Origin of the sequence: Streptacidiphilus melanogenes (genome assembly GCF_000787835.1) — a bacterium.
Lineage (GTDB): Bacteria > Actinomycetota > Actinomycetes > Streptomycetales > Streptomycetaceae > Streptacidiphilus > Streptacidiphilus melanogenes.
The window spans coordinates 104059-130487 of record NZ_BBPP01000013.1 but is presented as its reverse complement, the minus strand read 5'-3'; the positions used below and the strand labels follow the sequence as shown (position 1 = coordinate 130487).

The following is a 26429-nucleotide window of genomic DNA, read 5'->3' as shown; positions in this document are numbered from 1 at the left end:
CCATGCGTCGAGGACGCCGGATCGCCGTGGACGTCGGCGACGCCCGGATCGGGGTCGCGAGCTGCGACCCCGACGGGCTGCTGGCCACCCCGGTGGAGACGGTCCCGGCCGGTAAGAAGTCCCTCGGACGGCTCACGGCCATCGTCGAGGAGTACGAGGCGATCGAGGTCGTCGTCGGGCTCCCGCGCTCGCTCAGCGGGCGTGAGGGCCCGGCGGCGGCCAAGGTCCGCGACTACGCGGCCCAGCTGGCCGGCCGGGTCTACCCGGTGCCGGTCCGGCTGGTCGACGAGCGGATGACGACGGTCACCGCGACGGCCGGGATGCGCGCCGCCGGGGTGAAGTCCAAGCAGGGCCGCTCCCGGATCGACCAGGCCGCAGCGGTGGTGATCCTGCAGAGCGCGCTGGAGACCGAGAAGACGAGCGGACGTCCTCCCGGCGAAACCGTCCAACCGGCGGAGGAAGGGCTGTAGGCTGACGCCGATTCAAGGGGGTCCACCATCAGGTGGGCCCCCTTCGTCACTGTGAGCGACGCGCTGTGAAGCCCGCGTGGTGCGGACGTGCCCGTAGAAGCCGGTTCGGCCTCGGTCGGGTAACGTTCCGTCCACGCGAGCCCATGGGCACGCCGGTTCGAATCGCGGCAGCGGACCCACCTGCCGATTTCCGCCGAATCCGAGGGGACGCATGACCGACCAGGGCCGGGGCTACAGCTCCGAACCGTGGGGCCAGGCCGGCTCGTACGGTGGACAGGGCGGGTACCCGCCGCAGGCTTCCTACCCCTACGGACAGCAGCCGCAGCAGCCGTACCCCTACGGCCAGCAGCCGCAGGCGCCGCAACAGCCGTACGGTCAGCCCCCGCAGGGCCAGCCTCCGCACGGCCAGCCGCAGCAGCCGCAGTACCCGGGCTATCCGCAGGACCCGTACGGCACCGGGCAGCAGCCCGTCTACCCCGGTCAGCCCTATCCGGGCCAGCATCCTCAGGCCCCCTACGGCCAGCCGCAGCAGCAGCCCTACCCCGGCCAGCAGCAGGCGCCGTACGGTCAGCCGCAGCAGCCCCGCCCGCCGCAGCCGCCGCAGCGCCCGCGTCCGCAGAACCCGCCGCCGTCCGGCCCGGGTCCGGACGGGATCGACTGGGTCGCCGAAGCCGCGAAGCTGGAGGCCGAGGCCCGCGGGGAGGCGCCCGCCGAGGACGCGCACGGTGCCGAGCGCTACTCCGACGAGGACGTCTACGTCGAGGAGCGCGAGGACGGCGAGGAGGAGTACGTCCCGTTCCTCTCCGACGAGGACGACAGCCGTACCGGCCGGCGCAAGGACGAGGCCAAGGGCCGCAAGGAGCGCAAGCGCAGCGGTGTCGCCTGCCTCGGCGTCACGGTGCTGCTGGTGGGCCTTCTCGGCGGTGCCGGGTACTTCGGCTACAACTGGTACAAGAACCGCAACGCGGCCCCGGACTACGCCGGCGCGGGCACCACGGACGTCCAGGTGCAGATCCCGGACGGTGCGGTCGGCTGGACGATGGGCAACACCCTCAAGGCCGCGGGCGTGGTCGAGTCCGCGCAGGCGTTCGTCAACGCCTTCAACGCCGACCTGACGAACGCTTCGAAGATCCAGCCGGGCTACTACGAGCTCAAGCTCCACATGTCGGCCGCCACGGCCCTCAAGGAGCTGGAGACGCAGGCGGGCGGCGACCACCTGACGATCCCCGAGGGCATGACCGCCAAGTCGATCTACGCAATGATCGACACGAAGCTGAAGCTGTCCGCGGGCACCACGGCCAAGGCGGCCAAGGACGACGTCTCCCAGCTCGGTCTGCCGTCCGAGGCGAACGGCAACCCCGAGGGCTTCCTGTGGCCGACGCGCTACTCGGTCTCCTCGGGCACGAAGCCGATCGACCTGCTCAAGCAGATGGTCGACCAGACCAAGAGTGAGATCCAGGCGCTCAACCTGGACACGGCGGGCAAGAGCGCCAACCTCAACAGCGCCTACGAGGTGCTGAAGGAGGCGAGCATCCTGCAGGCCGAGGGCAACAACGTCGCCGACTTCGGCAAGATCGCCCGCGTGCTCTACAACCGCCTCAACACCAACGTCACGTTCGGCCGGTTGGAGCTGGACACCCCGCTGCAGTACTACCTGAACAGCAAGACCTTCACCAACGCCCAGAAGGCGAGCTCCGCAGGCGGCTACAACACCTACGTGATCAAGGGCCTGCCGCCGACGCCCATCGACAACCCGGGCCAGGCCGCGATCCAGGCCGTGCTGAACCCCACGCCGGGCAACTGGGCCTACTTCGTGGCCGTCGACGCCAACGACACCCGCTTCGACGCCACCTGGGCCCAGTTCCTCAACGACGTCCAGGCCTACTGCGCCAAGCACAGCCAGAACGTCAACCGCACGTCGGGACAGTGCCAGTGAGGCGGACCGCGGTCCTCGGATCGCCGATCGCCCACTCGCTCTCGCCGGTGCTGCACAACGCCGCGTACGCGGCGCTGGGCCTGACAGGGGAGTGGCAGTACGGCCGCTTCGAGGTGGACGAGGCCGCGCTGCCCGGCTTCCTCTCCGGCCTCGACGTGGAGGGTGAGGGCTGGGCGGGCCTCTCGCTCACCATGCCGCTCAAGCGCGCGGTGATCCCGCTGCTGGACGAGGTCTCGGCGGGCGCGCTCGCCGTCGACGCGGTCAACACCGTCGTCTTCCACCCGGACGGCCGCCGCACCGGCGACAACACGGATGTGCCCGGCCTCGTCGCGGCGCTGCGCGAGCGCGGCGTGGAGAAGGTCGCCAGCGCTGCGGTCCTCGGCGCGGGGGCGACGGCGTCCTCGGCGCTGGCGGCTCTCGGGCAGGTCTGCGACGGCCCCGTGCTCGCCTTCGTGCGCGGCCCCGAGCGCGCCGCGCAGATGCGGGCGCTCGGCGAGCGGCTCGGCGTGGACGTCGTCCCCGAGGAATGGGACCGCGCGTCGATGGCCTTCGACGCGGAGCTGGTCGTCTCGACCACGCCCGTGGGCGCGACGGACCACCTCGCCGAGGCGGTGCCGGAGGAGCCTGGCGCGCTGTTCGACGTCCTCTACCACCCGTGGCCCACGCCGCTGGCGGCGGCCTGGGCCCGCCGCGACGGCGTCGTCCTGGGCGGGCTCGACCTCCTGGTGCACCAGGCGGTGCTGCAGTTCCGCGCCTTCACCGGGCTGGCCGACGCGGACGTGGTGGACGCGATGCGCGCGGCGGGCCAGGCAGCCCTGTAGCTGCACGATCCAGGGGCGCGAGGCTCTGCCGATATGCGGCTCCTCCCCCAGCCTTCGGCCGGGAGGTGCCCCCAGCGTGGGCGCGAGCAAGCACCGGCGTCCGGATGGCCCTGCGCGTTCGGTGACTCGGCTCTTGGGGTGGCTTGTCGCGCAGTCACCGCGCCCCTGGATGGCGCATGGCTCCTCGCCTGCAGAATTCCCCGCGCCCCCGAAGGGCTCACTTGCTGGACGGATTCTGTCCTTGCCCGTGCGACGTGGGAGGATCGCCGGTAAGGGATCCGCACTCTCGGGATAGGAGCACACCCTTGGGAACGCTGCGCTGGCTGACGGCCGGGGAGTCGCACGGCCCGGCACTCGTCGCGACGCTGGAGGGGCTTCCGGCCGGGGTGCCCGTGACCACCGAGATGGTGTCCGAGGCCCTGGCGCGGCGGCGGCTGGGGTATGGCCGTGGTGCGCGGATGAAGTTCGAGCAGGACGTCGTGACCTTCCTGGGCGGTGTCCGGCACGGGCTGACCCTGGGCTCGCCGGTCGCGGTCATGGTCGGCAACACCGAGTGGCCCAAGTGGGAGCAGGTCATGTCGGCCGATCCGATCGACCCTGAGATCCTCGCGGGCCTCGCCCGCAACGAGGCGCTGACGCGTCCGCGCCCGGGGCACGCCGATCTGGCCGGCATGCAGAAGTACTCGCTCGACGAGGCCCGGCCGATCCTGGAGCGCGCCTCCGCTCGGGAGACCGCCGCGCGCGTCGCGCTCGGCACGGTGGCCCGCTCGTACCTGAAGGAGACGACGGGCATCGAGATCGTCTCGCACGTCGTCGAGCTCGGCGCGGCGAAGGCCCCGGCCGGGGTGATCCCCGTGCCGGCCGACGAGGCGCGGCTGGACGAGGACCCGGTGCGCTGCCTGGACGCGGACGCGTCGAAGGCGATGGTCGCCGAGATCGACCAGGCCCACAAGGACGGCGACACGCTCGGCGGCGTCGTCGAGGTGCTGGCCTACAGCGTGCCGGTCGGCCTCGGCTCGCACGTCCACTGGGACCGACGGCTGGACGCGCGCCTCGCGGCGGCGCTGATGGGCATCCAGGCGATCAAGGGGGTCGAGGTCGGTGACGGCTTCGAGCTGGCCAGGATCCCGGGCTCGAAGGCGCACGACGAGATCGTGAACACCCCCGAGGGCGTGCGTCGCCTCTCCGGCCGCTCGGGCGGCACCGAGGGCGGTCTGTCCACCGGCGAGCTGCTGCGGGTGCGCGCCGCGATGAAGCCGATCGCGACGGTGCCGCGCGCGCTGGCGACGATCGACACCCGCACGGGCGAGGCGGCCAAGGCACACCACCAGCGCTCCGACGTCTGCGCGGTCCCGGCGGCCGGCATCGTCGCGGAGGCGATGGTCGCGCTGGTCCTCGCGGACGCGGTCGCGGAGAAGTTCGGCGGCGACAACGTGAGCGAGACCCGCCGCAACGTGCAGGGGTACCTCGAGCACCTGGTCGTGAAGTAGTGGCCCACCCCGTGGTGATCCTGGTCGGCCCGCCCGGGGCCGGCAAGAGTTCGGTCGGAGGGGTGCTCGCCGAGCGCCTCGGCGTCGCCTTCCGGGACACGGACGACGACATCGTCACAGCCGCGGGCAAGCCGATCGCGGACATCTTCGTCGACGAGGGCGAGCCGCACTTCCGTGAGCTGGAGGCGGCGGCCGTCCGCACGGCGGTCGCCGAGCACCCGGGCGTGCTGGCGCTCGGCGGCGGCGCGGTGATGCGCGCGGAGACCGAGGAGCTGCTGCACGGGCTGCCGGTGGTCTTCCTCGACGTGGCCCTGCACGACGCGGTCAAGCGCGTCGGCCTGGACGCGCCGCGCCCGCTGCTGGTGGGCAATCCGCGCGCCCGCTGGCGCGAACTGATGGAGCAGCGCCGCCCGGTGTACACGCGGGTGGCGCAGGCCGTGGTCGACACGGCAGGGTTGACGCCGGATCAGGTGGCCGACGCGGTCCTCGACGCACTGGAGCTGAACAAGTCGTGAGTGACGACATCAAGACGATCCGGGTCGGTGCGGGCGGCGGGGGCGAGCCCTACGACGTGCTGATCGGGCATCAGCTGCTGGGCGAGCTGCCCGCGTTGATCGGCACCGCCGCGCAGCGCGTCGCGGTGATCCACCCCGAGGCGCTGGCCGCGACCGGCGAGGCGATCCGCGACGACCTGGCCGCGCAGGGCTACCAGGCCATCGCGCTGCAGGTGCCGAACGCGGAGGAGGCCAAGTCGGCCGAGGTCGCCGCCTACTGCTGGTCCGTGCTGGGCCAGACGGGCTTCACCCGCACCGACGTCATCGTCGGCGTCGGCGGCGGCGCGACCACCGACCTGGCCGGCTTCGTGGCCGCGACCTGGCTGCGCGGCGTGCGCTGGATCTCGGTCCCGACGACGCTGCTGGGCATGGTCGACGCGGCCGTCGGCGGAAAGACCGGCATCAACATCGCCGAGGGCAAGAACCTCGTCGGCGCGTTCCACCCGCCGGTGGGGGTGCTTGCCGACCTGGGCACGCTGCAGACCGTGCCGCGCCACGACTACGTCAGCGGCCTGGCCGAGGTCATCAAGACCGGCTTCATCGCCGACCCGGTGATCCTCGACCTCGTCGAGGCCGACCCGGAGGGCGCCCGCACCCCCGACGGCCCGCACACCGCCGAGCTGATCGAGCGGTCCATCAAGGTCAAGGCGGAGGTCGTCTCCAACGACCTGCGCGAGTCCGGCCTGCGCGAGATCCTCAACTACGGCCACACGCTGGCGCACGCGATCGAGCGCAACGAGCGCTACAAGTGGCGCCACGGCGCGGCCGTCAGCGTCGGCATGGTGTTCGCCGCCGAACTGGGCCGCCTGGCGGGCCGGTTGGACGACGCGACCGCCGAGCGGCACAAGGCCGTGCTGGCGTCGGTGGGCCTGCCGCTCACCTACAAGGCGGACGCCTGGCCGAAGCTGCTGGAGGCGATGAAGCTGGACAAGAAGTCCCGCGCGGACCGGCTGCGCTTCATCGTGCTGGACGGCCTGGCGAAGCCCGCGATCCTGGAGGCCCCGGACCCGTCCCTGCTGGTCGCCGCGTACGCCGAGGTGGCGGGCTGATGCCGCAGAAGGTCCTGGTGCTGAACGGCCCGAACCTGGGCCGCCTGGGCTCGCGGGAGCCGGACGTCTACGGCTCGACCTCGTACGCCGGCCTGGTCGAGCGCTGCACCAAGCTCGGTGCGGAGCTGGGCTTCGAGGTCGAGGTCCGGGAGACCAACGACGAGGGCGAGATGATCCGCTGGCTGCACGAGGCGGCCGACGGCAGGCTCCCCGTCGTCATCAACCCCGGCGCGTTCACCCACTACTCCTACGGGATGCGGGACGCCGCGTCGCAGCGGACCGCGCCGCTGATCGAGGTGCACATCTCCAACCCGCACGCGCGGGAGGAGTTCCGGCACACCTCGGTGATCTCGGCGGTGGCGAGCGGCACCATCGCCGGGTTCGGCATCGGGTCGTACGAGTTGGCTCTGCGGGCGCTCGCCGAGCAGTGATCGTTCCTGCTGGGGGACGGTATCGTCGTCCTCCGGGAGGTGACCGGATGTCAGAGAGCCAGAACGGCTACTACGGGGGCAGCCTGCCGCCTCCGGCGGCGGGGCCGCCGAGGGCCACGCTGTCGCTGCGGGCCCTGCCGGAGTCGGCGGCGACGGGCCACTTCGTCCTGCCCACGCCCGCGGCGCCCCCGGGTGGTCCCGGCCCGCTGGCGGTCCTCCTGATCGGCCCGGCGGGCGCGGGCAAGACCTCCGTCGCCCGGTACTGGGCCGATCGGCGGCCCACCCCTACCGCGCACATCAGCCTCGACGACGTCCGCGAATGGGTCCGCGCGGGCTTCGCCAGCCCCCAGGCCGGCTGGAACGACCAGTCCGAGGGTCAGTACCGCCTCGCCCGCAGGACCTGCGGGTTCGCGGCGCGCAACTACCTCGTCAACGGGATCTCCTGCATCATCGACGACGCGGTCTTCCCGGACTTCCCCGCCGTGGGGCTCGGCGGCTGGAAGCGCCACGTGGGCCCGCAGTTGACCCCCGTCGTCCTCCTGCCCGGCCTCGACGTGGTCCTGGCCCGCAACGCCCAGCGCAGCGGCAACCGCAGGCTGCCGGACGAACAGGTCGCCGCGATCCACGGCCGCATGTCCGGCTGGTACGGCTCCGGCCTCCCCATCATCGACAACTCCCGCCTGGACGTCCCCTCCACAGCGGCCGCCCTGGACTCCGTCCTGGCCCAGGCGTTGCGGCGCTGAGCCTTCGCGCACACGGCCCGTTGCACGCCCCCTGGCGGAGTGCAAGCGGCCGGTGAGGTGCCTGGTGCCCGACAGGCGGTAACGGGCGGGCGAGCCTAGCCTCGGAGCATGGGCGAGGTGTTCTCCGAGCGGCGTGAGCGGCTGCGTGAGCGTTGCAGTGGGGCTGGGGTCGACGCCGCGCTGGTGAGTGCGCCCGCGAACGTGCGGTGGCTGACCGGTGTGGCCGGCGCGGAAGCGCTGCTGCTGGAGCGCGACCGCGCGCTGATCTGCGTGTCGCATGCCGCGCGGGAGCGGGAGGAGGGGCTGGAGGAGCTGGTCCTCGCCCCCGGGCAGGACCCGGCCGTCGCCGCGGCGCACGTCGCGACCGCGGAGCTGCTCGGGGTCGAGGAGCACGACCTGACCGTCGCCCGGCACCGGGCCGTCTCGGGGGCCGCGCGCTGCCGCCTGCGGGACCTGCACCATTCGGTGGAGCAGCTCAGGGTCGTCAAGGACGAGCAGGAGCTCGGCTGCCTGCGGATCGCCGCGGAGATCGCGGACCAGGCGCTGGGGGAGCTGCTGGAGTCGATCCTGGTCGGCCGCAGCGAGCGGCACCTCGCGATGGAGCTGGAGCGCCGGATGGTGGACCACGGCGCGGACGGGCCGGCTTTCCCGGTCCGGGTCGGCGCGGGGGACCACTCCGGGCGGGCCCGGCACCTGCCGGGGGACCGGCGGGTGGAGGAGGGGGACTTCCTCACCGTCTCGCTCGGCGCCTGCTACCGGGGGTACCGGTCCTGCGCGACCCGCACCTTCGTGGTCGGGCTGGCGCCGCAGGAGTGGCAGGTGGAACTGCACGGGGTCGTCTTCGCGGCCCAGCGCGCGGCGCGTGAGACGCTGGCCGTCGGAGCCTCGCTGGACGACTGCGCGCGGGCGGCCGGCCGGGTGCTGGAGGCGCGTGGGTATCCGCCCGAACTGGACGAGGGGGTCGGGCACGGCGTGGGCCTCGATGTCGACGAGGAACCGCGCCCGGGGGCCTTGGAACCGTGGCCTGGCGAATTCGGTAAGCTTGAGAACCGTGTGCCGGTCACTGTCGGGCTGGGAGTAGCGCTCCCGGGTCGCGGCGGCGTCCGGATCGAGGACACGCTCGTCGTCCGTCCTTCCGAGGACGGAGGGCCCGAGCTGCTCACCATCACGACCAAGGAGCTCCTCGCCCTGTGATTTCGGGTCCGCCCGGCGTCGCAGGACACGCGACTACTTGGTTCCTTGACAAGCTGACAAGCAAATCCAGAAGTTAGGGCGACTGTGGCTTCCACCAACGACCTCAAGAACGGCATGGTGCTCAAGCTCGACAACGACCAGCTGTGGTCCGTCGTCGAGTTCCAGCACGTGAAGCCCGGCAAAGGCCCGGCCTTCGTGCGCACCAAGCTCAAGCACGTGCTGTCCGGCAAGGTCGTCGACAAGACCTTCAACGCTGGCGTGAAGGTCGAGACGGCCAACGTCGACAAGCGCACGATGCAGTTCTCCTACAAGGACGGCGAGCAGTTCGTGTTCATGGACATGGACACCTACGAGCAGACGCACGTCGACCCCGCGGTCGTCGGCGACGCCGCCAAGTTCCTGCTCGAGGGCTTCGACGCGCTCGTGGCCGTCTACGAGGGCGCCCCGCTCTACATCGAGCTCCCGGCCGCCGTCGAGCTGGTCGTCGAGTTCACCGAGCCGGGCCTGCAGGGCGACCGTTCCACCGGCGGCACCAAGCCGGCTCGCCTGGAGACCGGCGCCGAGGTCGGCGTCCCGCTCTTCATCAACCAGGGCGAGAAGATCAAGGTCGACACCCGTACCGGTGACTACCTCGGCCGGGTGAACTCCTAACCGTGGCGACCGCGCGTAACAAGGCCAGGACCAAGGCCTTCCAGATCATCTTCGAGGCCGACCACCGGGGTGTGAAGCCCACGCTGGTCCTCGCCGAGTGGGTGGCGCGCGCCCGCAGCGGGGAGGAGGGCGTGCCGCAGGTCCCGGAGTACACCCAGGACCTGGTCGAGGGCTACGGCCGCCACGCCGCCAGGATCGACGACCTGATCTCCACCTACGCGGTGGGCTGGACGCTCGACCGGATGCCGATCGTGGACCGCAACGTGCTGCGGCTCGGCGCGTACGAGCTGATCTGGGAGGACTCCGTCCCGGACCCGGTGGTCCTGGACGAGTTCGTGGAGATGGCCAAGGACTTCTCCACCGACGAGTCGCCGTCCTTCGTCAACGGGCTGCTGGCCCGGCTGATGGAGCTCAAGCCCTCGCTGCGCGTCTCGCGCGACTGAGCGCCGCCTGTCGAACGTCGAAAGGCGCCCTGCCGCTCCCGCAAGGGAGCGCGGGGCGCCTTCGTCTGTGCGGGGCGTGGCGTTGCTCCATTCGGGGTCACCGATGGTGACGATCCTGTGACACAGGGTGCGCATGAGGCGCATATGCCGGGGGAGGACGAGGAGCGTGACGCCCCACCGGGCGCGCACCCCGACCGTCCAACCTGGGAGGCTTCCATGACCAAGCACGTTCGTCCGCGCAGCCCCCGTCCTGCCGTCTGCCACGCGGCCGCTCGCGTCATCACCCCGCGCGACCGCCGGCGCTGCACCGCGTCGTCCCCGGCGACCGGTCATCGCAAGCCCACCATGGTCGGCGTCGTGACCAACCGCGCGGACTTCGAGCGGCTGATCGCCGACGGCTGCACCACCTACACGGCCTACGCCGACTACCTGAGCGACGTCGACTCGCTGCTGACCGGCCTCGGCCAGGAGGGCGTCGAGGTCCGCGGGCGCGCCTTCTCCCCGGCGGACTTCGACGACTACTGCGTCCAGCAGGGCCTCTCCCCGAAGGACGGCGACAGCCATCTCGTCTACACCGCCGACCCGGTGGCCGAGGACGAGTGGGTCCGCTGGGAGGGTGAGCCGCTGGCGGAGTTCCTGCTGCGTCTCGACCGCGCCCACGAGCGCGGCCTGGTGCGCCGCCGTCTCGACGGCATGCTCGCCGAGACGGCCGAGGCCGCGCTCACCGGGCAGTTCCCGGAGCAGTTGCTGCGGATCGCCTACGCCCGCGGCGCCGAGGCGCTGCGGGGCTTCCTGCTCCGCGCCGGCGTCGGCGCGTACACGGCGGTGTGCAGCATCTTCGAGCCCGACATGCCCGTCTTCGCCTGGGCCGACCTGCTGCTGGAGGAGGGCGGCGTGCTGCGGATCGACGACGAGGACCTGGACCTGCTGTGCGAGGTCCTGTGCGTCGGGCACGCGCTGCAGCTGCCGGGCGTGCTGACGCTGTCCGGCACCTGCCCGGAGCGTGGCGAGGTGGGCTGGGAGTGGACCTTCGACGGCGAGTCCTTCCGCCGGGTCTGAGGCGCCGTCACCTGTTCCCGCCTCGTCCACCCGGTCTCGAGCGAGGAGCGGCACCGTGTCAGGTCCGTACTGCGCTCGCGGTGGTCGGGCGCGGCCTGCCTGGCAGAGGAGAGCGAGACGCATGAACGTCGACCGGAGCCAACCCCGCGACCTCGTCCGTGCCCCGCAGCACTTCCGAACCCGGATCACCGCCGACGGCCGTGACGGCCTGCCGGTCGAGGCGGGCCGGTACCGGCTGGTGGTCAGCCTGGCCTGTCCCTGGGCGCACCGGGTGGTCATCACCCGCCGCCTGCTGGGCCTGGAGGAGGCCATCTCGCTGGCGGTGACCGATCCGGTGCAGGAGCTGGTCGACGGGAAGTACCAGTGGGTGTTCACCGAGGAGGCCGGAGCTCCGGGCGGGCTGGACCCGGTCCTCGGCATCCACGCGCTGCGGGAGGCGTACCTGGCGGCAGAGCCGGAGTACACCGGCGGCATCAGCGTCCCGGCGCTGGTGGACACCACGACCGGCAAGGTGGTCAGCAACGACTTCGCCCACCTCACCCTCGACCTCGGCTCGCAGTGGCGGGCGCTGCACCGGCCCGGAGCGCCGGACCTCTACCCCGAGCCCCTGCGCGAGGAGATCGACGCGCTGGTGGAGGAGATCTACCGCGACGTCAACAACGCGGTGTACCGGGCGGGGTTCGCGCGGGCCCAGGAGTTCTACGACCAGGCGGTGACCTCACTGTTCGACCGGCTGGACGTGCTGGAGGAGCGGCTGAGCACGCGCCGCTACCTGGTCGGCGACCAGCTGACCGAGGCCGACGTCCGGCTCTGGCCCACGCTCGTCCGCTTCGACGCCGTGTACCACGGCCACTTCAAGTGCAACATCCGCAAGATCTCGGAGTACCCCGCGCTGTGGGGTTACACCCGCGACCTCTTCCAGACGCCCGGCTTCGGCGACACGGTCGACCTCGACCACATCCGCCGCCACTACTACTACGTCCACCACATGATCAACCCCGGCCGGATCGTGGCCCGCGGGCCGGACCCGGCGCTGCTGCTCACCCCGCACGGACGCGAGGCCCTGGGTGGCAGCCCATTCGGTCCGACCGGTACCCCACCGGCTCGGCACGCGTCGCTGCGCATGCACCCCTGCATCCCGGTGGAATGGCCGGCGCGGGGGATTGTCCGACCGAATGCTGTGTGACATATTACTGACCTGTGGCACGGGTTCCTCTCTACGACGTGGTCGTCATCGGCGCCGGGATGATCGGCGCGGCCTGCGCGGACGCGCTGGCCCTGCGCGGCTTGCAGGTCGCGGTCCTGGACCGAGGACCGGTCGCCGGAGGGACGACCGGCGCCGGTGAGGGGAACCTCCTCGTCTCCGACAAGGGCCCGGGGCCCGAGTTGGAGCTGGCGGTCGAGAGCCTGCGGCTCTGGCGCGAGCTCGCCGACGACCTCGGCGCGCACGCGCTGGAGTACGAGCCCAAGGGCGGGCTGGTGGTGGCCCGCGATCCGCGGGCCTTCGCCGAGCTCCAGGCCTCGGCCCGGCTCCAGCGCACGGCCGGGGTCACCGCCGCGGAGGTGCCCGCCGACGCACTGGGAGAGCTGGAGCCGCACCTGGCCCGCGAGCTCGCCGGGGGCGTCCACTACCCGCAGGACGCCCAGGTCCAGCCCGCCCTCGCGGTCGCGGCGCTGCTGCGCCGGGCGCGCGGCACCGGCCGGGTCCGCCTGCTGGCCGGGACGACCGTCACCGGACTGGCCGAGGGGCGCGTGGAGACAGACACGCACGGGCCGCTCCACTGCGCGGCGGTGGTCAACGCGGCCGGAACGTGGGGCGGCGAGGTCGCCGCGCTCGCCGGAGCGACCCTGCCGGTCCTGCCACGGCGCGGCTTCATCCTGGTGACCGAGCCGCTGCCGCCGCTGGTGCGGCACAAGGTCTACGCGGCCGACTACGTCGCCGACGTCGCCAGCGGCTCGGCCGACCTGCAGAGCTCGGCCGTGGTCGAGGGGACCGCCGCCGGGCCGGTGCTGATCGGGGCCAGCCGGGAACGCGTCGGCTTCGACCGCAGCCTCTCCGTGCCGGTGCTGGCCCGTCTCGCCGCGCAGGCGGCGGAGCTGTTCCCGGTCCTGAGCGACGTACGGGCGATGCGCGCCTACCGCGGGTTCCGGCCGTACCTGCCCGACCACCTGCCCGCGATCGGGCCCGATCCCGAACGGCCCTGGCTGGTCCAGGCCTGCGGCCACGAGGGCGCGGGCATCGGCCTGGCCCCGGCGACGGCCCGGCTCGTCGCCCAACTCCTCGACGGCGAGAAGCCGTTCATGGACCCGGCGCCATTCGGTCCCGGGCGCTTCGGAAAGGAGCAGTCGTGACACGCGGTCCGTTGGACCTGGTCCGGGCCAGGCCGGAGCCCCCCTTCGAGTTCAGTTTCGACGGCGAGCAGCTCACCGCGCTGCCCGGCCAGACCGTGGCCGCCGCGCTGTGGCAGTCGGGACGCCTCGCCTGGCGGCGCACCCGCGTCGGCGACCGGCCCCGCGGTGCGTTCTGCGGGATGGGCGCCTGCTACGACTGCCTGGTCGAACTCGACGGCGTCCCCAACGTCCGCGCCTGCCTGGCCCCCGTGCGGCCCGGCACGCGGGTCCGCACGCAGCGAGGGGACGGCCATGACGAACTCCGCTGACGCCGCGGGCGACCACGAGAGCTACGACCTCGCCGTGGTCGGCGCCGGGCCCGCCGGGCTCGCGGCCGCCGCGTCCGCCGCCGAGCACGGCGTCCGCGTCGCGCTGCTGGACGGCGCGCCGCAGCCCGGCGGCCAGTTCTACCGGCAGCCCGCCGCCGAACTGCGCGCCGAGCGGCCGCAGGCGCTGCACCACCACTGGTCGGCGTTCCAGCACCTGCTCGCCCGCCTCGACGCCGTGCGGGAGCGCGTCACGCTGCTGAGCGACCATCATGTCTGGTCCGTGACGGGCGGCTCCGGAGCCTTCGCGGTCCACGCGCTGACCGGGCCGGACCAGCGACAGGCCCGGTCGCTGACCGCACGTCAGGTGCTGTTCGCCACCGGCGCGCACGAACGGCAGCTGCCGTTCCCCGGATGGACCCTGCCCGGCGTCGTCGGGGCGGGCGGCGCGCAGGCGATGCTCAAGGCGGGGCTCGTGCTGCCCGGCCGGCGCGTCCTGGTCGCGGGCAGCGGACCGCTGCTGCTGGCGGTCGCGGCGTCGCTGACGGCGGCCGGGGCGACGGTCCCGCTGGTGGCGGAGGCCGCCGGCTACCTCGGCTACGCCCGCGGCGCGCGTGTCCTCGCGGCCAACGCCGGCAAGCTGGTCGAGGGCGCGCAGCACGGCGCGACCCTGCTGCGGCACGGCGTCCGCCTCCGTCCGCGCACCGCCGTCGTGGCCGCGCACGGCACGGACCGGGTCGAGGCGGTGACCCTGGCCCGGCTCGACGCCGCGTGGCGGCCCCTGTCCGGCACGCAGTGGCGCGTCCCGTGCGACGCCGTCGCCGTCGGGCACGGGCTGGTGCCGCAGCTGGAGCTGCCGCTCGAATTCGGCTGCCACACCAGGCGCCTGCCGGACGGCAGCGCCGCACTGGTGGTCGACGCCGCCCAGCGCACCACCGTGCCGGGCGTCTGGGCCGCCGGCGAGAGCACCGGCGTCGGCGGCGTCCAGCTCGCCATCACCGAAGGCGAGTTGGCGGGCCTGGCCGTCGCCGGGCAGAACACGGCGCCGCGTTCGCTGCTGCGACGACGCTCCAGGCAGCGCGCCTTCGCCGACCTGATGGCCGCGCGGCACGCGCCCGGCAGCGGCTGGACACAGTGGCTCGACGACGCCACCGAGGTCTGCCGCTGCGAGGAGGTGACGGCCCGACAGGTCCGCGACGCCGTGGCCGAGCTCGGCGCGGCCGACCAGCGGACCGTCAAACTCCTCACCCGCGCGGGCATGGGCTGGTGCCAGGCCCGCATGTGCGGCCCGGCCGTCGCCCGGCTCTGCGGCGCGCCGAACGCCGACAGGCACGACGACGGCGCGCCCACCCGACCCCTGTCCACCCCCGTGCCACTGGGCCTGCTGGCCGAGTGCGACACCAACGCACCCTCCTCCGAAGGAGCCCCCCGATGACCACCCCCGAGCGCCGTGCCCCCTGGCGCGGCATCATGGTCGCCACCGCGCTGCCGTTCCACGACGACGGCTCCGTCGACTACGACGCCTACGCCGAGCACGTCGCCTGGCTCCTCGCGAACGGCTGCGACGGCGTCGTCCCCAACGGCTCGCTCGGCGAGTACCAGACCCTGACGGACGCCGAACGCGCCGAGGTCGTGCGGGTCGCCGTCGAGGCGGCGGGCGACGGCAGCCGCGTCATGGCCGGAACGGCCGCGTACGGCTCCGCCGAGTCCCGCAGATGGGCCGAGCAGGCGGCCGAGGCCGGCTGCGGCTCCGTCCTCCAGCTTCCGCCGAACGCGTACCGCGCCGAGCGGGAGGCCGTGCTCGCGCACTACGCGGAGGTCGCGGAGGCGGGCCTGCCCGTCGTCGCCTACAACAACCCGCACGACACCCGCGTCGACCTCCTCCCGTCCCTGCTGGCCGAGCTGCACACGGCGGGACACGTCGTCGCCGTCAAGGAGTTCAGCGGCGACGTCCGCCGGGCCTACGAGATCGCCGAGCTCGCCCCCGGCCTGGACCTGCTGATCGGCGCGGACGACGTGTTGCTGGAACTCGCCCTGGCCGGCGCGGTCGGCTGGGTCGCCGGCTACCCCAACGCCCTCCCCGCCGCGTGCGCCGAGCTGTACCGCGCGGCGGTGGCCGGCGACCTGGCGGTGGCGCTGCCGCGCTACCGCCAGTTGCACCCGCTGCTGCGCTGGGACTCCCGCACGGAGTTCGTCCAGGCCATCAAGCTCTCCATGGACCTCGCCGACCGCAAGGGCGGCCCCTGCAGGGCCCCTCGCGGCCCGCTGACGGGCGAAGCCCTGAAGGCCGTGACGCTGGCCACCGAGAACGCCTTGGCCGACGGACTGCGGTGAGACCGTGAGGGGCGCGGGGAACTGCGCGACAAGCCACCCGGGGCAGTGAGATCCCGCGTGGACAGGGCCGTCCTCCTGGGGTGGATTGCTCGCGAAGTTCCTTGCGTCCCTGGGGAGTTGCAACGGACTGAAGAGGACACAGCTGATGAAAACGCGTCACATCTACCACGCCGTCGACTCCCACACCGAGGGCATGCCGACCCGAGTGATCACCGGTGGGGTCGGCGTCATCCCCGGTGCGAGCATGGCCGAACGGCGACTCCACTTCCAGGCCCACCTGGACGACCTGCGCACGTTGCTGATGTACGAACCCCGCGGCCACGCCGCGATGAGCGGGGCGATCCTGCAGCCGCCGACCAGGCCGGACGCCGACTACGGGGTGCTGTTCATCGAGGTGTCCGGGGTCCTCCCGATGTGCGGGCACGGGACGATCGGGGTGGCGACCGTGCTCGTGGAGACCGGGATGGTGCCGGTCACCGAGCCGGTCACGACCGTGCGGCTGGACACCCCGGCGGGGCTCGTCACCGTGGACGTCGCCGTCGAGGACGGCTCGGCGACGGCCGTCACACTGACCAACGTGCCCTCGTTCTGCGCGCGGCTCGACGCGAAGACCCATGTGCCGGGCTACGGGGAGATCCGGTACGACCTCGCCTTCGGCGGCAACTTCTACGCGATCGTCGAACTCGACGACTACCGGCTGCCGTTCGACCGCGAGCGGGCCACCAAGGAGCAGCTGCTGAACGCGGGGCTGGCGACCATGGCGGCCATCAACGCGGCGGACGAGCCCGTCCACCCGGAGGACCCTGGGATTCACGGCGTGCACCACGTGTACTTCGCGGCGCCCGGTTCGACCGCCGCGCATTCGCGGCACGCCATGGCGATCCACCCGGGCTGGTTCGACCGCTCGCCCTGCGGGACGGGCACCTCCGCGCGGATGGCGCAGCTCCACGCGCGCGGGGAGCTCACGCTGGGCGCGGAGTTCGTCAACGAGTCGTACATCGGCACGCGGTTCGTCGGACGGCTGGTCGAGGAGACCAGTGTCGCCGGACGCCCGGCGGTCGTGCCCACGGTCACCGGGCGGGCCTGGATCACCGGGACAGCGCAGTACTTCCTCGACCCGACCGACCCGTTCCCCAGGGGGTTCCTGCTCTGAGTCCCTACGCGGCCCGCCCCGCTACTGCAGCCCGTCGGCGCGGCACGCCGCCGCGTACGTCGGCGTGCAGATCTGGCCCACGGTGTAGAGGCCGTCGGCGACCACGGTCTGCTTGATGTTCGCCTTGGTGAGCAGCACCGGGGTGAGCAGGTCGGCGTGCACGTCGTCGCCGGAGGCGCTGATCTTCATGGCGGCGGCGAGCGCGCCGATGTCGCGGCCCTGCAGCAGGTCCACGGCGAGCGCCGCGGCGGCCTCGGCCTCCGGCCGGTACGCCTTGTAGACGGTGTAGGACTGGGTGCCGGCCACGATCCGCTGGATGGCGTCCAGTTGGGCGTCCTGGCCGCCGATCGGGACGCCGGTGAGGCCTGCGGTCTTCATCGCGCTGACGATGCCGGCGGCCATGCCGTCGTTCGCGGAGTAGAAGCCCGCGATGTTCTTCGCGCCGAGCTGGTTGATCGCGGCGGTCGCCTTCTCCGCCGCGACGTCCGGCTTCCACATGCCGGAGGCGTCGTAGGCGATGTCCACCTTGCCCTGCACGGCCGCCAGGAAGCCGCGCTCGAAGTCGATCGAGTTGGGGTCGGCGGCGTCGCCGTCGATCTCCACGACCTTGGCCGAGGGGGTGGCGGCGGATCCCATGGCGTCGAGCAGACCCTGGCCCTGGAGCTCGCCGACCTTCTCGTTGTCGAACGAGACGTAGGCGTCCACGGGCCCCTGGGCCAGGCGGTCGTAGGCGACGACCTTGATGCCCTTCGCCTTCGCCGCCTCGATGGAGGACTTGATCTGCGCGGAGTCCTGCGCGTCGACCACCAGCACGCCGACACCGGCGTCGATCATCATCCGCACCTGCTGCGCCTGGGTCTGCGCGCTGCCGCCCGCGTTGGCGTACCGCACCTGGACGTCGGGGGCCAGGGACTTGACCTTGGCCTCGAACAGCGGCTTGTCGAACTGCTCGTACCGGGTCGCGGTGTCCTCCGGCAGGAGCAGACCGATCAGCCGCGGCCCGGCGCTCGCGCTGCCGTCCGACCCGGCGGCGACGGACGCGGAGCCGCCCGCACCGGAGCCGCACGCGCCGAGCCCGAAGCCAAGGGCCACGGCCAGCGCGGTGACGGCGGGTGTGCGCTTCATGCTGCGCTTCATACGGTGCGGTGCCTCCCTGCCGAGGTCACCGGGTACGGCGACCGAAGTGGCAGGGAGTCAACCGGCGTCCGTGGGCCACGTCAAGAAGTGAACGCCCAGCCGTTACCCTACGGACATCTTCGTTCACGCTCCAAACCGGAGCCACCGCCTCACAGCTGACCGGCCACCATGTCCATCAGCCGCCCCAGCACGCGCTCGCCGTCCACGCGGACGCCGTCGTGCTCCCACTCGTTGGTCACCCAGGCGCGGACCGAGCCGACCTCGGCGGCGGTGCGCAGCGACAGCTGCGCGTCGACGTACATGTCGTCGAAGTAGACCGCCGCCGCGACCGGAACCTGGTTGGCCGCGAGGCGCGCCCGGTCGTACAGCGCGGGCCAGTCGGCGCGCTCGGCGAGGAGTTCGGCCGCGTCGGCGAACGGACGCAGCGCGGCGACGTCCTGGAACATCCAGGGGAGGATCATCTCGCCGGTCAGCAGCAGCGGGTCGGCGTCCTCGGCGAACTGCGGCAGCGAGTCCAGCACGCGCTGCGCGGCCCAGGCGGTCGGGCCGGAGCCGGGCTGGCCGTAGATGGACTCGTGCAGGACGCCGAACAGCGGGTTGGCGACCAGGCCCGTCAGCTGGGCCACCTCGTTCAGGAACACGTCCGTGGGCGCGCCGTCGGCGTCGAGCGCCTCGTCCAGCAGCCAGTGCAGCCGCTCGAAGCCCGCGCCCATGCCCAGCTCCAGCCCGAGGAAGCGCAGCCGCCGGACCGTCAGCAGGTCGCCGTCCGGTAGCCGGGCGGGCTCCTTTGCCAGCTGTCGGGCGAGACGGCGCAGGGTCTCCTGGTCGTCCGGGTAGCGGGCGGCGAAGGCCGCGTTCTTGGCCTGCACGCGCGGTGCCGTCGCGCGGTAGACCTGCTCGGCGGTGGCCTCCAGGCCGGCCAGGCCACCGGTCACGTAGCAGGCGTCGAGACCCTCGGGCGCCTGGGACAGGTACGTCAGGGTCAGGAACCCGCCGTAGCTCTGACCGAGGGTCTCCCACGGGCGGCCGCCGGTCAGCTGCTGCCGGATCAGCTCGGCGTCGGCGACGATCGAGTCCGCGCGGAAGCAGCCGAGGTGCTCGGCGAGCGCGGCGGCGGAGGGGAACCGCGCGGCGGTGCGCCCCGTGATCGGGGTGCTGCGCCCGGTGCCGCGCTGGTCCAGCAGCAGCACGCGGTGGGTGCGCAGCGCGCGGCGCAGCCAGGAGGGGTTCCCCGCGGTCGGCCGCGGCGACTTGCCGCCCGGGCCGCCCTGCAGGTAGAGCAGCCACGGCAGGTCTTGCCCGGTCTTCGCCGGATCGGCGACCTCGCGGGCGAAGACCTCGATGGTGCCGCGGGCCGGGTCGTGGTGGTCGAGCGGGACCGTGAAGGTGCGGTCGGTGACCGCGAGGCCGGGGAGCCGGAGGCTCCTGCTGCGGGGTTCGGGCAGGGGAGCGGTCATGGGTGCGGCGGGTTCCGTTCTGCGCAGGGCTTCGGCGGTACACCGTGATGGTGCAGGATGATGTTTCACATAACCATGAGCCGAGAGGTCCGAGGTGAACCCGGAGTCCATCGACAGCGACGGCGGCGGGCTCAACCTGCCCTCGGTCCAGGCCCGCCGCAGTCTTCGCGAGCAGGTCACCCACGCGCTGCGCGCCGCACTCGTCGCGGGCGAGCTGCGCCCCGGCATCGTCTACTCCGCGCCGGTCCTGGCGGGCGAGTTCGGCGTCTCGGCCACGCCTGTGCGCGAGGCGATGCTCGATCTGGCCAAGGAGGGCCTGGTCGAGGTCGTCCGCAACAAGGGCTTCCGCGTCATCGGCCTCACCGAGCAGGATCTGGACGACTTCACCGAGATCCGCGAGCTGATCGAGATCCCGGCCACCGTGCGCGTCGCGGAGACCGCCACGCCCGAGCAACTGGAGCCGCTGCGCGCCCACGCCCGCGCCATCGTCGACGCGGCACGCGCGGGCGACCTGGTCGGCTACATCGAGTCGGACCGCCTCTTCCACCTCGGCCTGCTCGCCCTGCACGGCAACCGCCACCTCGTCGACACCGTCCGCGAACTGCGCAGCCGCTCCCGCCTCTACGGCCTCCAGACCCTGGTCTCCGCGGGCCGCCTGGTCGAGTCCGCGGAGGAACACGAACGCCTCCTCGACGCCATGCTCACCCGCGACCTCGACGCCGTCGAGCACCTGATCGCCGAACACCTCGGCCACGTCCGCAGACTCTGGGCCCAGGGGGACTGAGTCAGCCCGTGCTTCGCGCACCGACGACGTCGAACAACGGCCAGCCGTCCACCTCTGCGGTGATGTCCGGCGCCCAGCCACGTGCGAGCGCCTCGTCGAGCAGCGCACGGACCGCTCCCGGCTCGTGCAGGTTCAGCCACCTTCCGGCCGCGGTGCCCACCGCGCCGGAGTGCAGGTAGCCGTCCGGCACGAGCCGCCCGGGCGCCTGGCCGAACACGAGGCTCAGCCGCCCGGCGGCGCGGAACCGCCGGAGCGTCAGGATCTCGCGGCAGTCGAGGAACCGGTGTCCGCCCGTCGCGGGGTCCTCTACGTACCGGTGGTCGTGGCCGACGGTCCACAGATAGGTGGCGTCGCCGACCAGGAGCCGACGGGCTCGGCGACTGCGTCTGGGCACAGCGCAGCGTAGCGCGGGTCCAGCCCAGGGCATCGGCTCTCGCGAGCCTGCTCGCCGCGGCCTTCGGGCGACGGGCCGTCCCTGGTGCGTGGTTGCCGGGCGTCGCGGTGTCGCCGGAGGCGTCAGGCGCCGGCGGCGAGGGTGAGGCCGGTGGCGAGCATGGTGGTGGCGACGAGGGCGTCGAGGGCGCGCCAGGAGGAGGCGCGGCGGAAGAACGGGGCGAGGAGGCGGGCGCCGAAGCCGAGTGCGGTGAACCAGCAGAGGCTGGCCGTGGCCGCGCCCAGGGCGAACTGCCAGCGGAGCGTGCCGTGGCCGGCGGCGACCGCGCCGAGCAGGAGGACGGTGTCCAGGTAGACGTGGGGGTTGAGCCACGTCATGGCGAGGCAGGTGAGGACCGCGCGGCGGCCGGAGTGGACGGCGGGGCCGCCCGCCTCCAGCGAGGAGGGGCGGAAGGCGCGGCGCGCGGCCAGCAGCGCGTAGCAGAGGAGGAACGCCGCGCCCACGGCGCGGATCGCGGTGAGTGCGGCGGGCCAGGCCGTCACCAGGACGCCGAGGCCGCCCACGCCGCAGGCGATCAGCACCGCGTCCGAGGCCGCGCAGATCGCGACCACCGGTAGCACCGCCTCGCGGCGGATCCCTTGGCGCAGCACGAAGGCGTTCTGCGCGCCGATGGCGACGATGAGCGAGAGGCCGGTTCCGAAGCCGGCCGCGGCGGCGGTGAGTGCGTTCCCCATGGCCCCACCGTAGGAAGGCACCGCTGCTAAGACCAGCTAAAGATTTTTACGTACCATTAGCGCTCATGAAGAACGAGCTGCCGCACGACCTGGTCCGGACACTCCTGGCCGTCGTCGACGAGGGCACCTTCGACGCCGCCGCGGCGGTCCTCCACGTCACGCCCTCCGCGGTCAGCCAGCGCGTCAAGGCGCTGGAGCAGCGCACCGGGCGCGTGCTGCTCACCCGGACCCGGCCGGTGCGGGCCACCGAGCCCGGGCAGGTCGTCGTCCGCTACGCGCGCCAGCTCGCGCGGCTCGAAGGGGACGCCCGGACCGCGCTCGGCATGGACGGCGAGTCGGACGCCGAAGCGGCCACGGCGCCGACCTGGCTGGCCGTCGCCGTCAACGCCGACTCGCTCGCCACCTGGTTCGTACCGGCGCTGGCCGCGCTCGCGCAGGACGCGCGGATCCACCTCGACCTGCGGCGCGAGGACGAGTCCCACACGACACAGCTGCTGCGGGAGGGCGAGGTGCTCGCGGCCGTCACCTCCTCGCCCGACCCGGTCTCCGGCTGCTCGGTCCGCCGCCTCGGCTCGATGCGCTACCTCCCGGTCGCCACACCGCGGTTCGCCACACGGTGGCTGACGGGCGAGCCCGCGCAGTGGGCCCCGCGCGCGCCCGTGGTCTGCTTCGACCGCCGCGACGACCTGCAGGACGCGTTCGCCCGCGAGCTGACCGGCGGTCGGCCAGCGGGCCGCCTGCGCCACTACGTGCCGTCGAGCGAGGGCTTCGCCCAGGCCGTCACCGCCGGTCTGGGCTGGGGGCTGGTGCCGGAGGAGGAGGCGACGGCGGGGCTGCGCTCGGGCGCGCTCGTCGAGTTCCTGCCGGGCCGGACGTTCGACGTCCCGCTCTTCTGGCAGCAGTGGCGCCTCGACTCGCCCGCCCTGGCGACCGTCGCCGAGGCTGTCGCCTCCGCCGCCGCCCGCAGCCTGCGGAACCCGCCACCTGCCTGAGAGCGCGTCGCGCGGGCACACGGAAGGGGCCTCCCACCCGTCGGCGGGAGACCCCTCGTCCGTGTGCCCTGCTACTCGCGCGGCAGCAGCTGCATCAGCCCCGCCAGCGCCAGCTCCATCACCGCCAGGACCAGCACGCCCGCCTCGAAGGCGTGGGCGTAGCCGCCGCCGAGCGAGCCGTAGAAGACCAGGCCCACCACCGCCACGCCGATCGCGCCGCCCAACTGCTGAAGGGTGGTGATGACGCCGGATGCCGCGCCGACCAGGTGGCTCGCGACCCGGCTGAGGGACGCGCCGGTCAGCGGGCCGAGGATCAGCCCCATGCCGACGCCGTCGACGACCAGGCCCGGGATCAGCCACAGCACCCGCGCCGTGCCCGGGGCGTCACCGGCGATCCGGGCGCCCTCCCAGAGCAGGCCCAGGCCGACCGCCATGCCGACCGCGCCGAGGGTGACCGCCTGGCGGCCGAGGCGGGCGGCGACCAGGTCCGAGCGCAGTGAGCTCGCGAAGTAGCCGACGGCCAGCACGGTGAAGACGATGCCCGAGGCCAGCGGGTCCAGATGGCGGCCGAGCTGCAGGTAGAGGGCGAGGATCAGGAAGAACGAGCCCTGCCCGGCGGCGAAGAGCACCTGGGTGACCGAGCCGAGGGCGAAGGCCCGGCCGCGGAAGAGCTCCGGCGGAACCAGCGGGGACCCGTCGCGCGCCGCCAGGCGGCGCTGGTGCGCGGCGAAGACGACCAGCAGGACCACCGAGGCGGCCATGGTCAGCCAGGTCCACAGCGGCCAGCCGGACTGACGGCCCTGGATCAGCGGCAGCAGCAGCGCGACCAGCGCGGTGGAGATCAGCGCCATGCCGGTGTTGTCCAGGCGCGGACGCCGGGGCGCACGCGACTCCGGCAGGCTGCGGCGCACCATCGCCAGCGCGGCCAGACCGACCGGAAGGTTGATCAGGAAGCAGGAGCGCCAGTCGCTTCCGAACAGGTTCGCCTTGATCAGCAGGCCGCCGACGAGCTGGCCGCAGACTCCGCCGAGCCCCATGGTGACGGCGTAGAGGGCGATCGCGCGGGCCTGGGCCGCGCCCTGGTACGCGGTGCGGATGATGGCGAGCACCTGAGGTGCCATCAGCGCCGCGGCCAGTCCCTGCGCGATCCGCGCGGCGACCAGCAGGTCGATGTCCGGGGCCAGCCCGCAGGCGGCGGACGCGCCGGTGAACAGGCCCAGCCCCAGTGCGAACATCCGGCGGCGACCGTGGATGTCGCCCAGCCGGCTCGCGCTGATCAGACCGGCGGCCAGGGCCAGCGAGTAGCCCACCATGATCCACTGGATCGCCCCGGACGAGGCGCCCAGCCCGCGCTGCATCGACGGGATGGCGACGTTGACGATGAAGAAGTCGAGCGCGTACATGAACGTGGCGGTCAGGACCACCGGGAGCAGCCCACGCGGGACGCCGGTCGCGCCGGCGTCGTGGGCGAGCCGCTGGTCCGGGACGGCCGGGGAGGCCGGGACACGGGTGCTGGACATGGTCTGATTCCGCTTCTCTGAGGGCTGCCGGCGTGCGGGGTGTCGGGCCGCGCGGGGCTGTGGGAGCAGCCCCGCGCGGGGCTCGGGGATCCGCGGTCTCAGACCGCGGGAACCTTGTCGAGGAAGCCGTGGACCTGAGCGATCCGGCCCTCGGCGTCGGCGACCAGGACGTCGAAGCCGACCACCAGCGCCTCGCCGCCCGCCGGGCCGAGCTCCCAGGTGAACCGGGCGATGTCGTGGTGCGCGTCGACCGGGCCGCCGAGCCGGAAGACCAGCCCGGGGAACTGCGCCTGCACCGCGCCCAGCGTGGCGTCGACGGCGTCGCGGCCCTCGGCCGCCACCAGCGGGTCGGTGTAGCGGGCGTCCTCGGCCCAGCTCGCGTCGACGAGGCGGCGCCGCGCGGCCGGGTCGGTCTCGTTCCAGGCGGCGATGTAGCGGTCGGCCAGGTCCTGCAGGGTGGTGGCGGTGGTGTCCATCCCGGGCTCCTCGTCTGTTCGTTCGTTCCGTTTCCTTGCAGGTCAAAAAGGTACGGACGGCGGTGCGGGCCCGAATCAGTCGCGCTTAGGTACTTCGCCTACGGCGACCGGCGACGGTGTCCGTCACGGGACGTGGGCCCGTGATGTCGGCCCCCGGATGTCGGGGGCGCTGGGTAGGGTGCTGGGCATGCTGTACGGACGGGGGCCCGAACAGGCCGCTATCGACGAACTGCTGCGCGCGGCCGTGTCGGAGCGGCGCAGCGGGGTGCTGGTGCTGCGCGGCGAGCCGGGAATCGGCAAGACCGCGCTGCTGGACCACGCCGACACCTGCGCGCAGGCGTCCGGCGGTTGGACGGTGCTGCGGGCGGCCGGTGTCGAGGCCGAGTCGGATCTGCCGTTCGCCGCACTGCAGTTGCTGCTCGCCCCCGCGCTGGACGGGCTGGCCGCGCTGCCGGAGCCGCAACGGCGGGCGCTGGAGCGGGCCTTCGGCCTCGCCGATCCGGATGCCGCCGCTGCCCACGGCAACCGGCTGCTGGTGGGGCTCGGGGTGCTCGGGCTGCTTGCGGAGCTGGCCGAGTCCGGGCCCGTGCTCTGCCTCGTGGACGACCTCCAGTGGTGCGACGCCGCCTCCACGGAGGCGCTGGTGCTGGCTGCGCGCAGGCTGCGCGCGGAGGGCGTCGTGGTGCTGTTCGCCGCCCGGGAGGGCGAGGGAACGGCCCCCGCCGCCGGTCTGCCCGAGCGGGGCCTGGTCGGGCTGGACGACGCGGCAGCCGCGCAGGTGCTCGCCCGGCACGTCCCCGACGCCGACGAGGTGACCAGGCGCCAACTGCTGGAACTGGCCCACGGAAACCCGCTCGCCCTGCGCGAGCTGCCGGGCGCCGAGGGCGACGCCGGCGGGCCGCTGCCGCTCGCGGGGCGGCTCCAACTCGCCTACCACGGTCAGCTCAGCCGCCTGCCGGCCGCGACGCAGACGCTGCTGCTGGTCGCCGCCGCGGAGGAGTCGGGCGAGCTCTCTGTCGTCCTCGAGGCCGCCGAACGGCTCGGCGCGTCCGCACAGGACCTGCAGCCCGCCGAGTCTGCGGCGCTGGTCGGCGTCACCGGAGCGGGCGGGCGGCTGGCCTTCCGGCATCCGCTGCTGCGCTCCGCCGTGCTCGGCCGCGCCCCGCTCGCGCAGCGGCTCGCCGCCCACGCCGCGCTGGCCGCGGTGCTGGACGGACGCGAGGTCCCCGGCGGTGACGCGGCCGTACGCCGTGCCTGGCACCTGGTGCAGGCGGCCCCCGGCCCCGACGAGTCCGTCGCCGCCACGCTGGAGGGCGTCGCCGAGACCGCGGCGGCCCGCGGCGGGCCGTCCGGTGCGGCGGCCGCGTACGAGCGCGCCGCGCTGCTGAGCCCCGCGCCGGAGGACGTGACCCGCCGTCTGGTCCTGGCCGCCGAGGCCGCGGCCGAGGCGGGCGAGGTCGTCCGCGCCGAGTCCCTGGCCGGGCGGGCCCACGCCCGCAAGCCCTCCGATCCGGTGATGCTGGCCCACGTGATGTTCATCCGCGGGGTCGCCCAGTTCTGGCGCGGCGCGCCGGACGGCGCGCACCGCCTGATGCTGGAGACCGCGGACCTGGTCGCCGGCGCGCACCCGGTCCCGACGGCCCGTGTCCTCCTCCACGCCCTCGACGTCGCCCGCACCCTCGACGAGCCCGCCGTCGCCGAAACCCTGCACCGCCTCGCCGACCTCAAGCTCCCCCCGGAGGACGGCCTGGCCCCGGTGGTCTCCTACCTGCTCGCAGCTTCGACGGGTCGGACGGGGCACGCCGCTCAGCCGGAGCTCGCGGCCCCCGACGGGCGGACCCGGCCCGCCGGGCAGACGGAGTCGTCCGCGCGTTCCGGCCGTGGGGGGCAGGCCGAGCCGGCGGAGCGGATCGGCGGGGCCGGGGCGGCCGCCCAGGCCGAGCAGGGCCT

At 73.4% G+C, this 26429-nt stretch carries 27 protein-coding genes; 21 read left to right on the top strand and 6 right to left on the bottom strand.

Annotation, left to right across the window (positions count from 1 at the left end; translation table 11 throughout):
- Positions 1-2: 2 nt before the first annotated feature.
- The 18 genes from ruvX (at position 3) to TR49_RS16850 (ending at position 16985) form a co-directional block, all read left to right on the top strand.
- The gene (gene ruvX / locus TR49_RS16935; RefSeq protein ID WP_042382544.1) at positions 3-470 is read left to right on the top strand and encodes a Holliday junction resolvase RuvX; all 468 of its coding nucleotides are present in this window, start codon (positions 3-5) and stop codon (positions 468-470) included.
- 211 nt (positions 471-681) lie between these two features.
- Positions 682-2406, top strand: a complete 1725-nt coding sequence (gene mltG / locus TR49_RS16930) for an endolytic transglycosylase MltG (RefSeq protein WP_052434368.1) — start codon at positions 682-684, stop codon at positions 2404-2406.
- A complete protein-coding gene (locus TR49_RS16925; protein ID WP_236653404.1) occupies positions 2403-3227 on the top strand; it encodes a shikimate dehydrogenase in 825 nt (274 codons plus the stop codon). The genes mltG and TR49_RS16925 overlap by 4 nt, the downstream gene beginning before the upstream one ends.
- A gap of 305 nt (positions 3228-3532) precedes the next feature.
- Positions 3533-4717: a chorismate synthase gene (gene aroC, locus TR49_RS16920; RefSeq protein ID WP_152627308.1), complete on the top strand. Its 1185-nt coding sequence runs from the start codon at positions 3533-3535 to the stop codon at positions 4715-4717.
- Positions 4717-5232 carry a shikimate kinase gene (locus TR49_RS16915; RefSeq protein WP_042382541.1) on the top strand — a complete coding sequence of 172 codons (516 nt, stop codon included), beginning with the start codon at positions 4717-4719 and terminating at the stop codon, positions 5230-5232. The genes aroC and TR49_RS16915 overlap by 1 nt, the downstream gene beginning before the upstream one ends.
- The gene (gene aroB, locus TR49_RS16910; protein WP_042382539.1) at positions 5229-6320 is read left to right on the top strand and encodes a 3-dehydroquinate synthase; all 1092 of its coding nucleotides are present in this window, start codon (positions 5229-5231) and stop codon (positions 6318-6320) included. Before TR49_RS16915 ends, aroB begins: the two co-directional genes overlap by 4 nt.
- Complete coding sequence (gene aroQ, locus TR49_RS16905; protein ID WP_042382538.1) at positions 6320-6751, top strand: type II 3-dehydroquinate dehydratase; 432 nt, start codon at positions 6320-6322, stop codon at positions 6749-6751. Before aroB ends, aroQ begins: the two co-directional genes overlap by 1 nt.
- Positions 6752-6798: 47 nt before the next feature.
- On the top strand, positions 6799-7494 hold the full coding sequence (locus TR49_RS16900) for an AAA family ATPase (protein WP_042382537.1): 696 nt from the start codon (positions 6799-6801) through the stop codon (positions 7492-7494).
- Between the two features lie 108 nt (positions 7495-7602).
- Positions 7603-8688 carry a M24 family metallopeptidase gene (locus tag TR49_RS16895; protein WP_042382536.1) on the top strand — a complete coding sequence of 362 codons (1086 nt, stop codon included), beginning with the start codon at positions 7603-7605 and terminating at the stop codon, positions 8686-8688.
- Positions 8689-8772: 84 nt separating this feature from the next.
- Positions 8773-9339: an elongation factor P gene (gene efp / locus TR49_RS16890; protein WP_042364421.1), complete on the top strand. Its 567-nt coding sequence runs from the start codon at positions 8773-8775 to the stop codon at positions 9337-9339.
- 2 nt (positions 9340-9341) lie between these two features.
- A complete protein-coding gene (nusB, locus tag TR49_RS16885) occupies positions 9342-9782 on the top strand; it encodes a transcription antitermination factor NusB (RefSeq protein ID WP_042382535.1) in 441 nt (146 codons plus the stop codon).
- 216 nt (positions 9783-9998) lie between these two features.
- Positions 9999-10841 carry a DUF8829 domain-containing protein gene (locus TR49_RS16880; RefSeq protein WP_042382533.1) on the top strand — a complete coding sequence of 281 codons (843 nt, stop codon included), beginning with the start codon at positions 9999-10001 and terminating at the stop codon, positions 10839-10841.
- A 121-nt stretch (positions 10842-10962) separates the two neighbouring features.
- The gene (locus TR49_RS16875; protein ID WP_063770107.1) at positions 10963-12027 is read left to right on the top strand and encodes a glutathione S-transferase family protein; all 1065 of its coding nucleotides are present in this window, start codon (positions 10963-10965) and stop codon (positions 12025-12027) included.
- A gap of 14 nt (positions 12028-12041) precedes the next feature.
- Positions 12042-13193, top strand: coding sequence for an NAD(P)/FAD-dependent oxidoreductase (locus TR49_RS16870; protein ID WP_042382532.1), 1152 nt, complete (start codon positions 12042-12044; stop codon positions 13191-13193).
- On the top strand, positions 13190-13501 hold the full coding sequence (locus tag TR49_RS16865; RefSeq protein WP_042382531.1) for a (2Fe-2S)-binding protein: 312 nt from the start codon (positions 13190-13192) through the stop codon (positions 13499-13501). The genes TR49_RS16870 and TR49_RS16865 overlap by 4 nt, the downstream gene beginning before the upstream one ends.
- Complete coding sequence (locus tag TR49_RS16860; protein WP_042382529.1) at positions 13485-14933, top strand: FAD/NAD(P)-dependent oxidoreductase; 1449 nt, start codon at positions 13485-13487, stop codon at positions 14931-14933. The genes TR49_RS16865 and TR49_RS16860 overlap by 17 nt, the downstream gene beginning before the upstream one ends.
- Positions 14930-15832, top strand: coding sequence for a dihydrodipicolinate synthase family protein (locus TR49_RS16855; protein ID WP_042382525.1), 903 nt, complete (start codon positions 14930-14932; stop codon positions 15830-15832). The genes TR49_RS16860 and TR49_RS16855 overlap by 4 nt, the downstream gene beginning before the upstream one ends.
- A gap of 145 nt (positions 15833-15977) precedes the next feature.
- Positions 15978-16985, top strand: a complete 1008-nt coding sequence (locus TR49_RS16850; RefSeq protein WP_042382523.1) for a proline racemase family protein — start codon at positions 15978-15980, stop codon at positions 16983-16985.
- A 21-nt stretch (positions 16986-17006) separates the two neighbouring features.
- On the opposite strand, the gene TR49_RS16845 is transcribed toward TR49_RS16850, so the two are convergent.
- Positions 17007-18110 (bottom strand): sugar ABC transporter substrate-binding protein, encoded by a 1104-nt coding sequence (locus TR49_RS16845; protein WP_042382651.1) that lies wholly within the window; start codon positions 18108-18110, stop codon positions 17007-17009.
- Positions 18111-18271: 161 nt separating this feature from the next.
- Positions 18272-19579: an alpha/beta fold hydrolase gene (locus TR49_RS16840; protein WP_042382521.1), complete on the bottom strand. Its 1308-nt coding sequence runs from the start codon at positions 19577-19579 to the stop codon at positions 18272-18274.
- A 136-nt stretch (positions 19580-19715) separates the two neighbouring features.
- Here TR49_RS16840 and TR49_RS16835 point away from each other — a divergent pair, with 136 nt between their 5' ends.
- The gene (locus tag TR49_RS16835; protein WP_042382649.1) at positions 19716-20363 is read left to right on the top strand and encodes a GntR family transcriptional regulator; all 648 of its coding nucleotides are present in this window, start codon (positions 19716-19718) and stop codon (positions 20361-20363) included.
- 1 nt (position 20364) lies between these two features.
- Here the strand turns inward: TR49_RS16835 and TR49_RS16830 are convergent, their stop codons facing one another.
- Complete coding sequence (locus TR49_RS16830; RefSeq protein WP_084724956.1) at positions 20365-20757, bottom strand: hypothetical protein; 393 nt, start codon at positions 20755-20757, stop codon at positions 20365-20367.
- Positions 20758-20879: 122 nt separating this feature from the next.
- Positions 20880-21491, bottom strand: a complete 612-nt coding sequence (locus TR49_RS16825; protein WP_042382513.1) for a LysE/ArgO family amino acid transporter — start codon at positions 21489-21491, stop codon at positions 20880-20882.
- A 65-nt stretch (positions 21492-21556) separates the two neighbouring features.
- On the opposite strand from TR49_RS16825, the gene TR49_RS16820 reads away from it, so the two are divergent.
- Positions 21557-22483, top strand: a complete 927-nt coding sequence (locus TR49_RS16820) for a LysR family transcriptional regulator ArgP (protein WP_042382511.1) — start codon at positions 21557-21559, stop codon at positions 22481-22483.
- A 71-nt stretch (positions 22484-22554) separates the two neighbouring features.
- On the opposite strand, the gene TR49_RS16815 is transcribed toward TR49_RS16820, so the two are convergent.
- Together TR49_RS16815 and TR49_RS16810 are read right to left on the bottom strand one after the other, a co-directional pair.
- Positions 22555-24003 carry an MFS transporter gene (locus TR49_RS16815; RefSeq protein WP_042382510.1) on the bottom strand — a complete coding sequence of 483 codons (1449 nt, stop codon included), beginning with the start codon at positions 24001-24003 and terminating at the stop codon, positions 22555-22557.
- Between the two features lie 98 nt (positions 24004-24101).
- A complete protein-coding gene (locus TR49_RS16810; RefSeq protein ID WP_042382509.1) occupies positions 24102-24479 on the bottom strand; it encodes a nuclear transport factor 2 family protein in 378 nt (125 codons plus the stop codon).
- Between the two features lie 187 nt (positions 24480-24666).
- On the opposite strand from TR49_RS16810, the gene TR49_RS43890 reads away from it, so the two are divergent.
- The coding region (locus tag TR49_RS43890; RefSeq protein ID WP_160311611.1) for an AAA family ATPase at positions 24667-26429 on the top strand (1763 nt) is incomplete at its 3' end.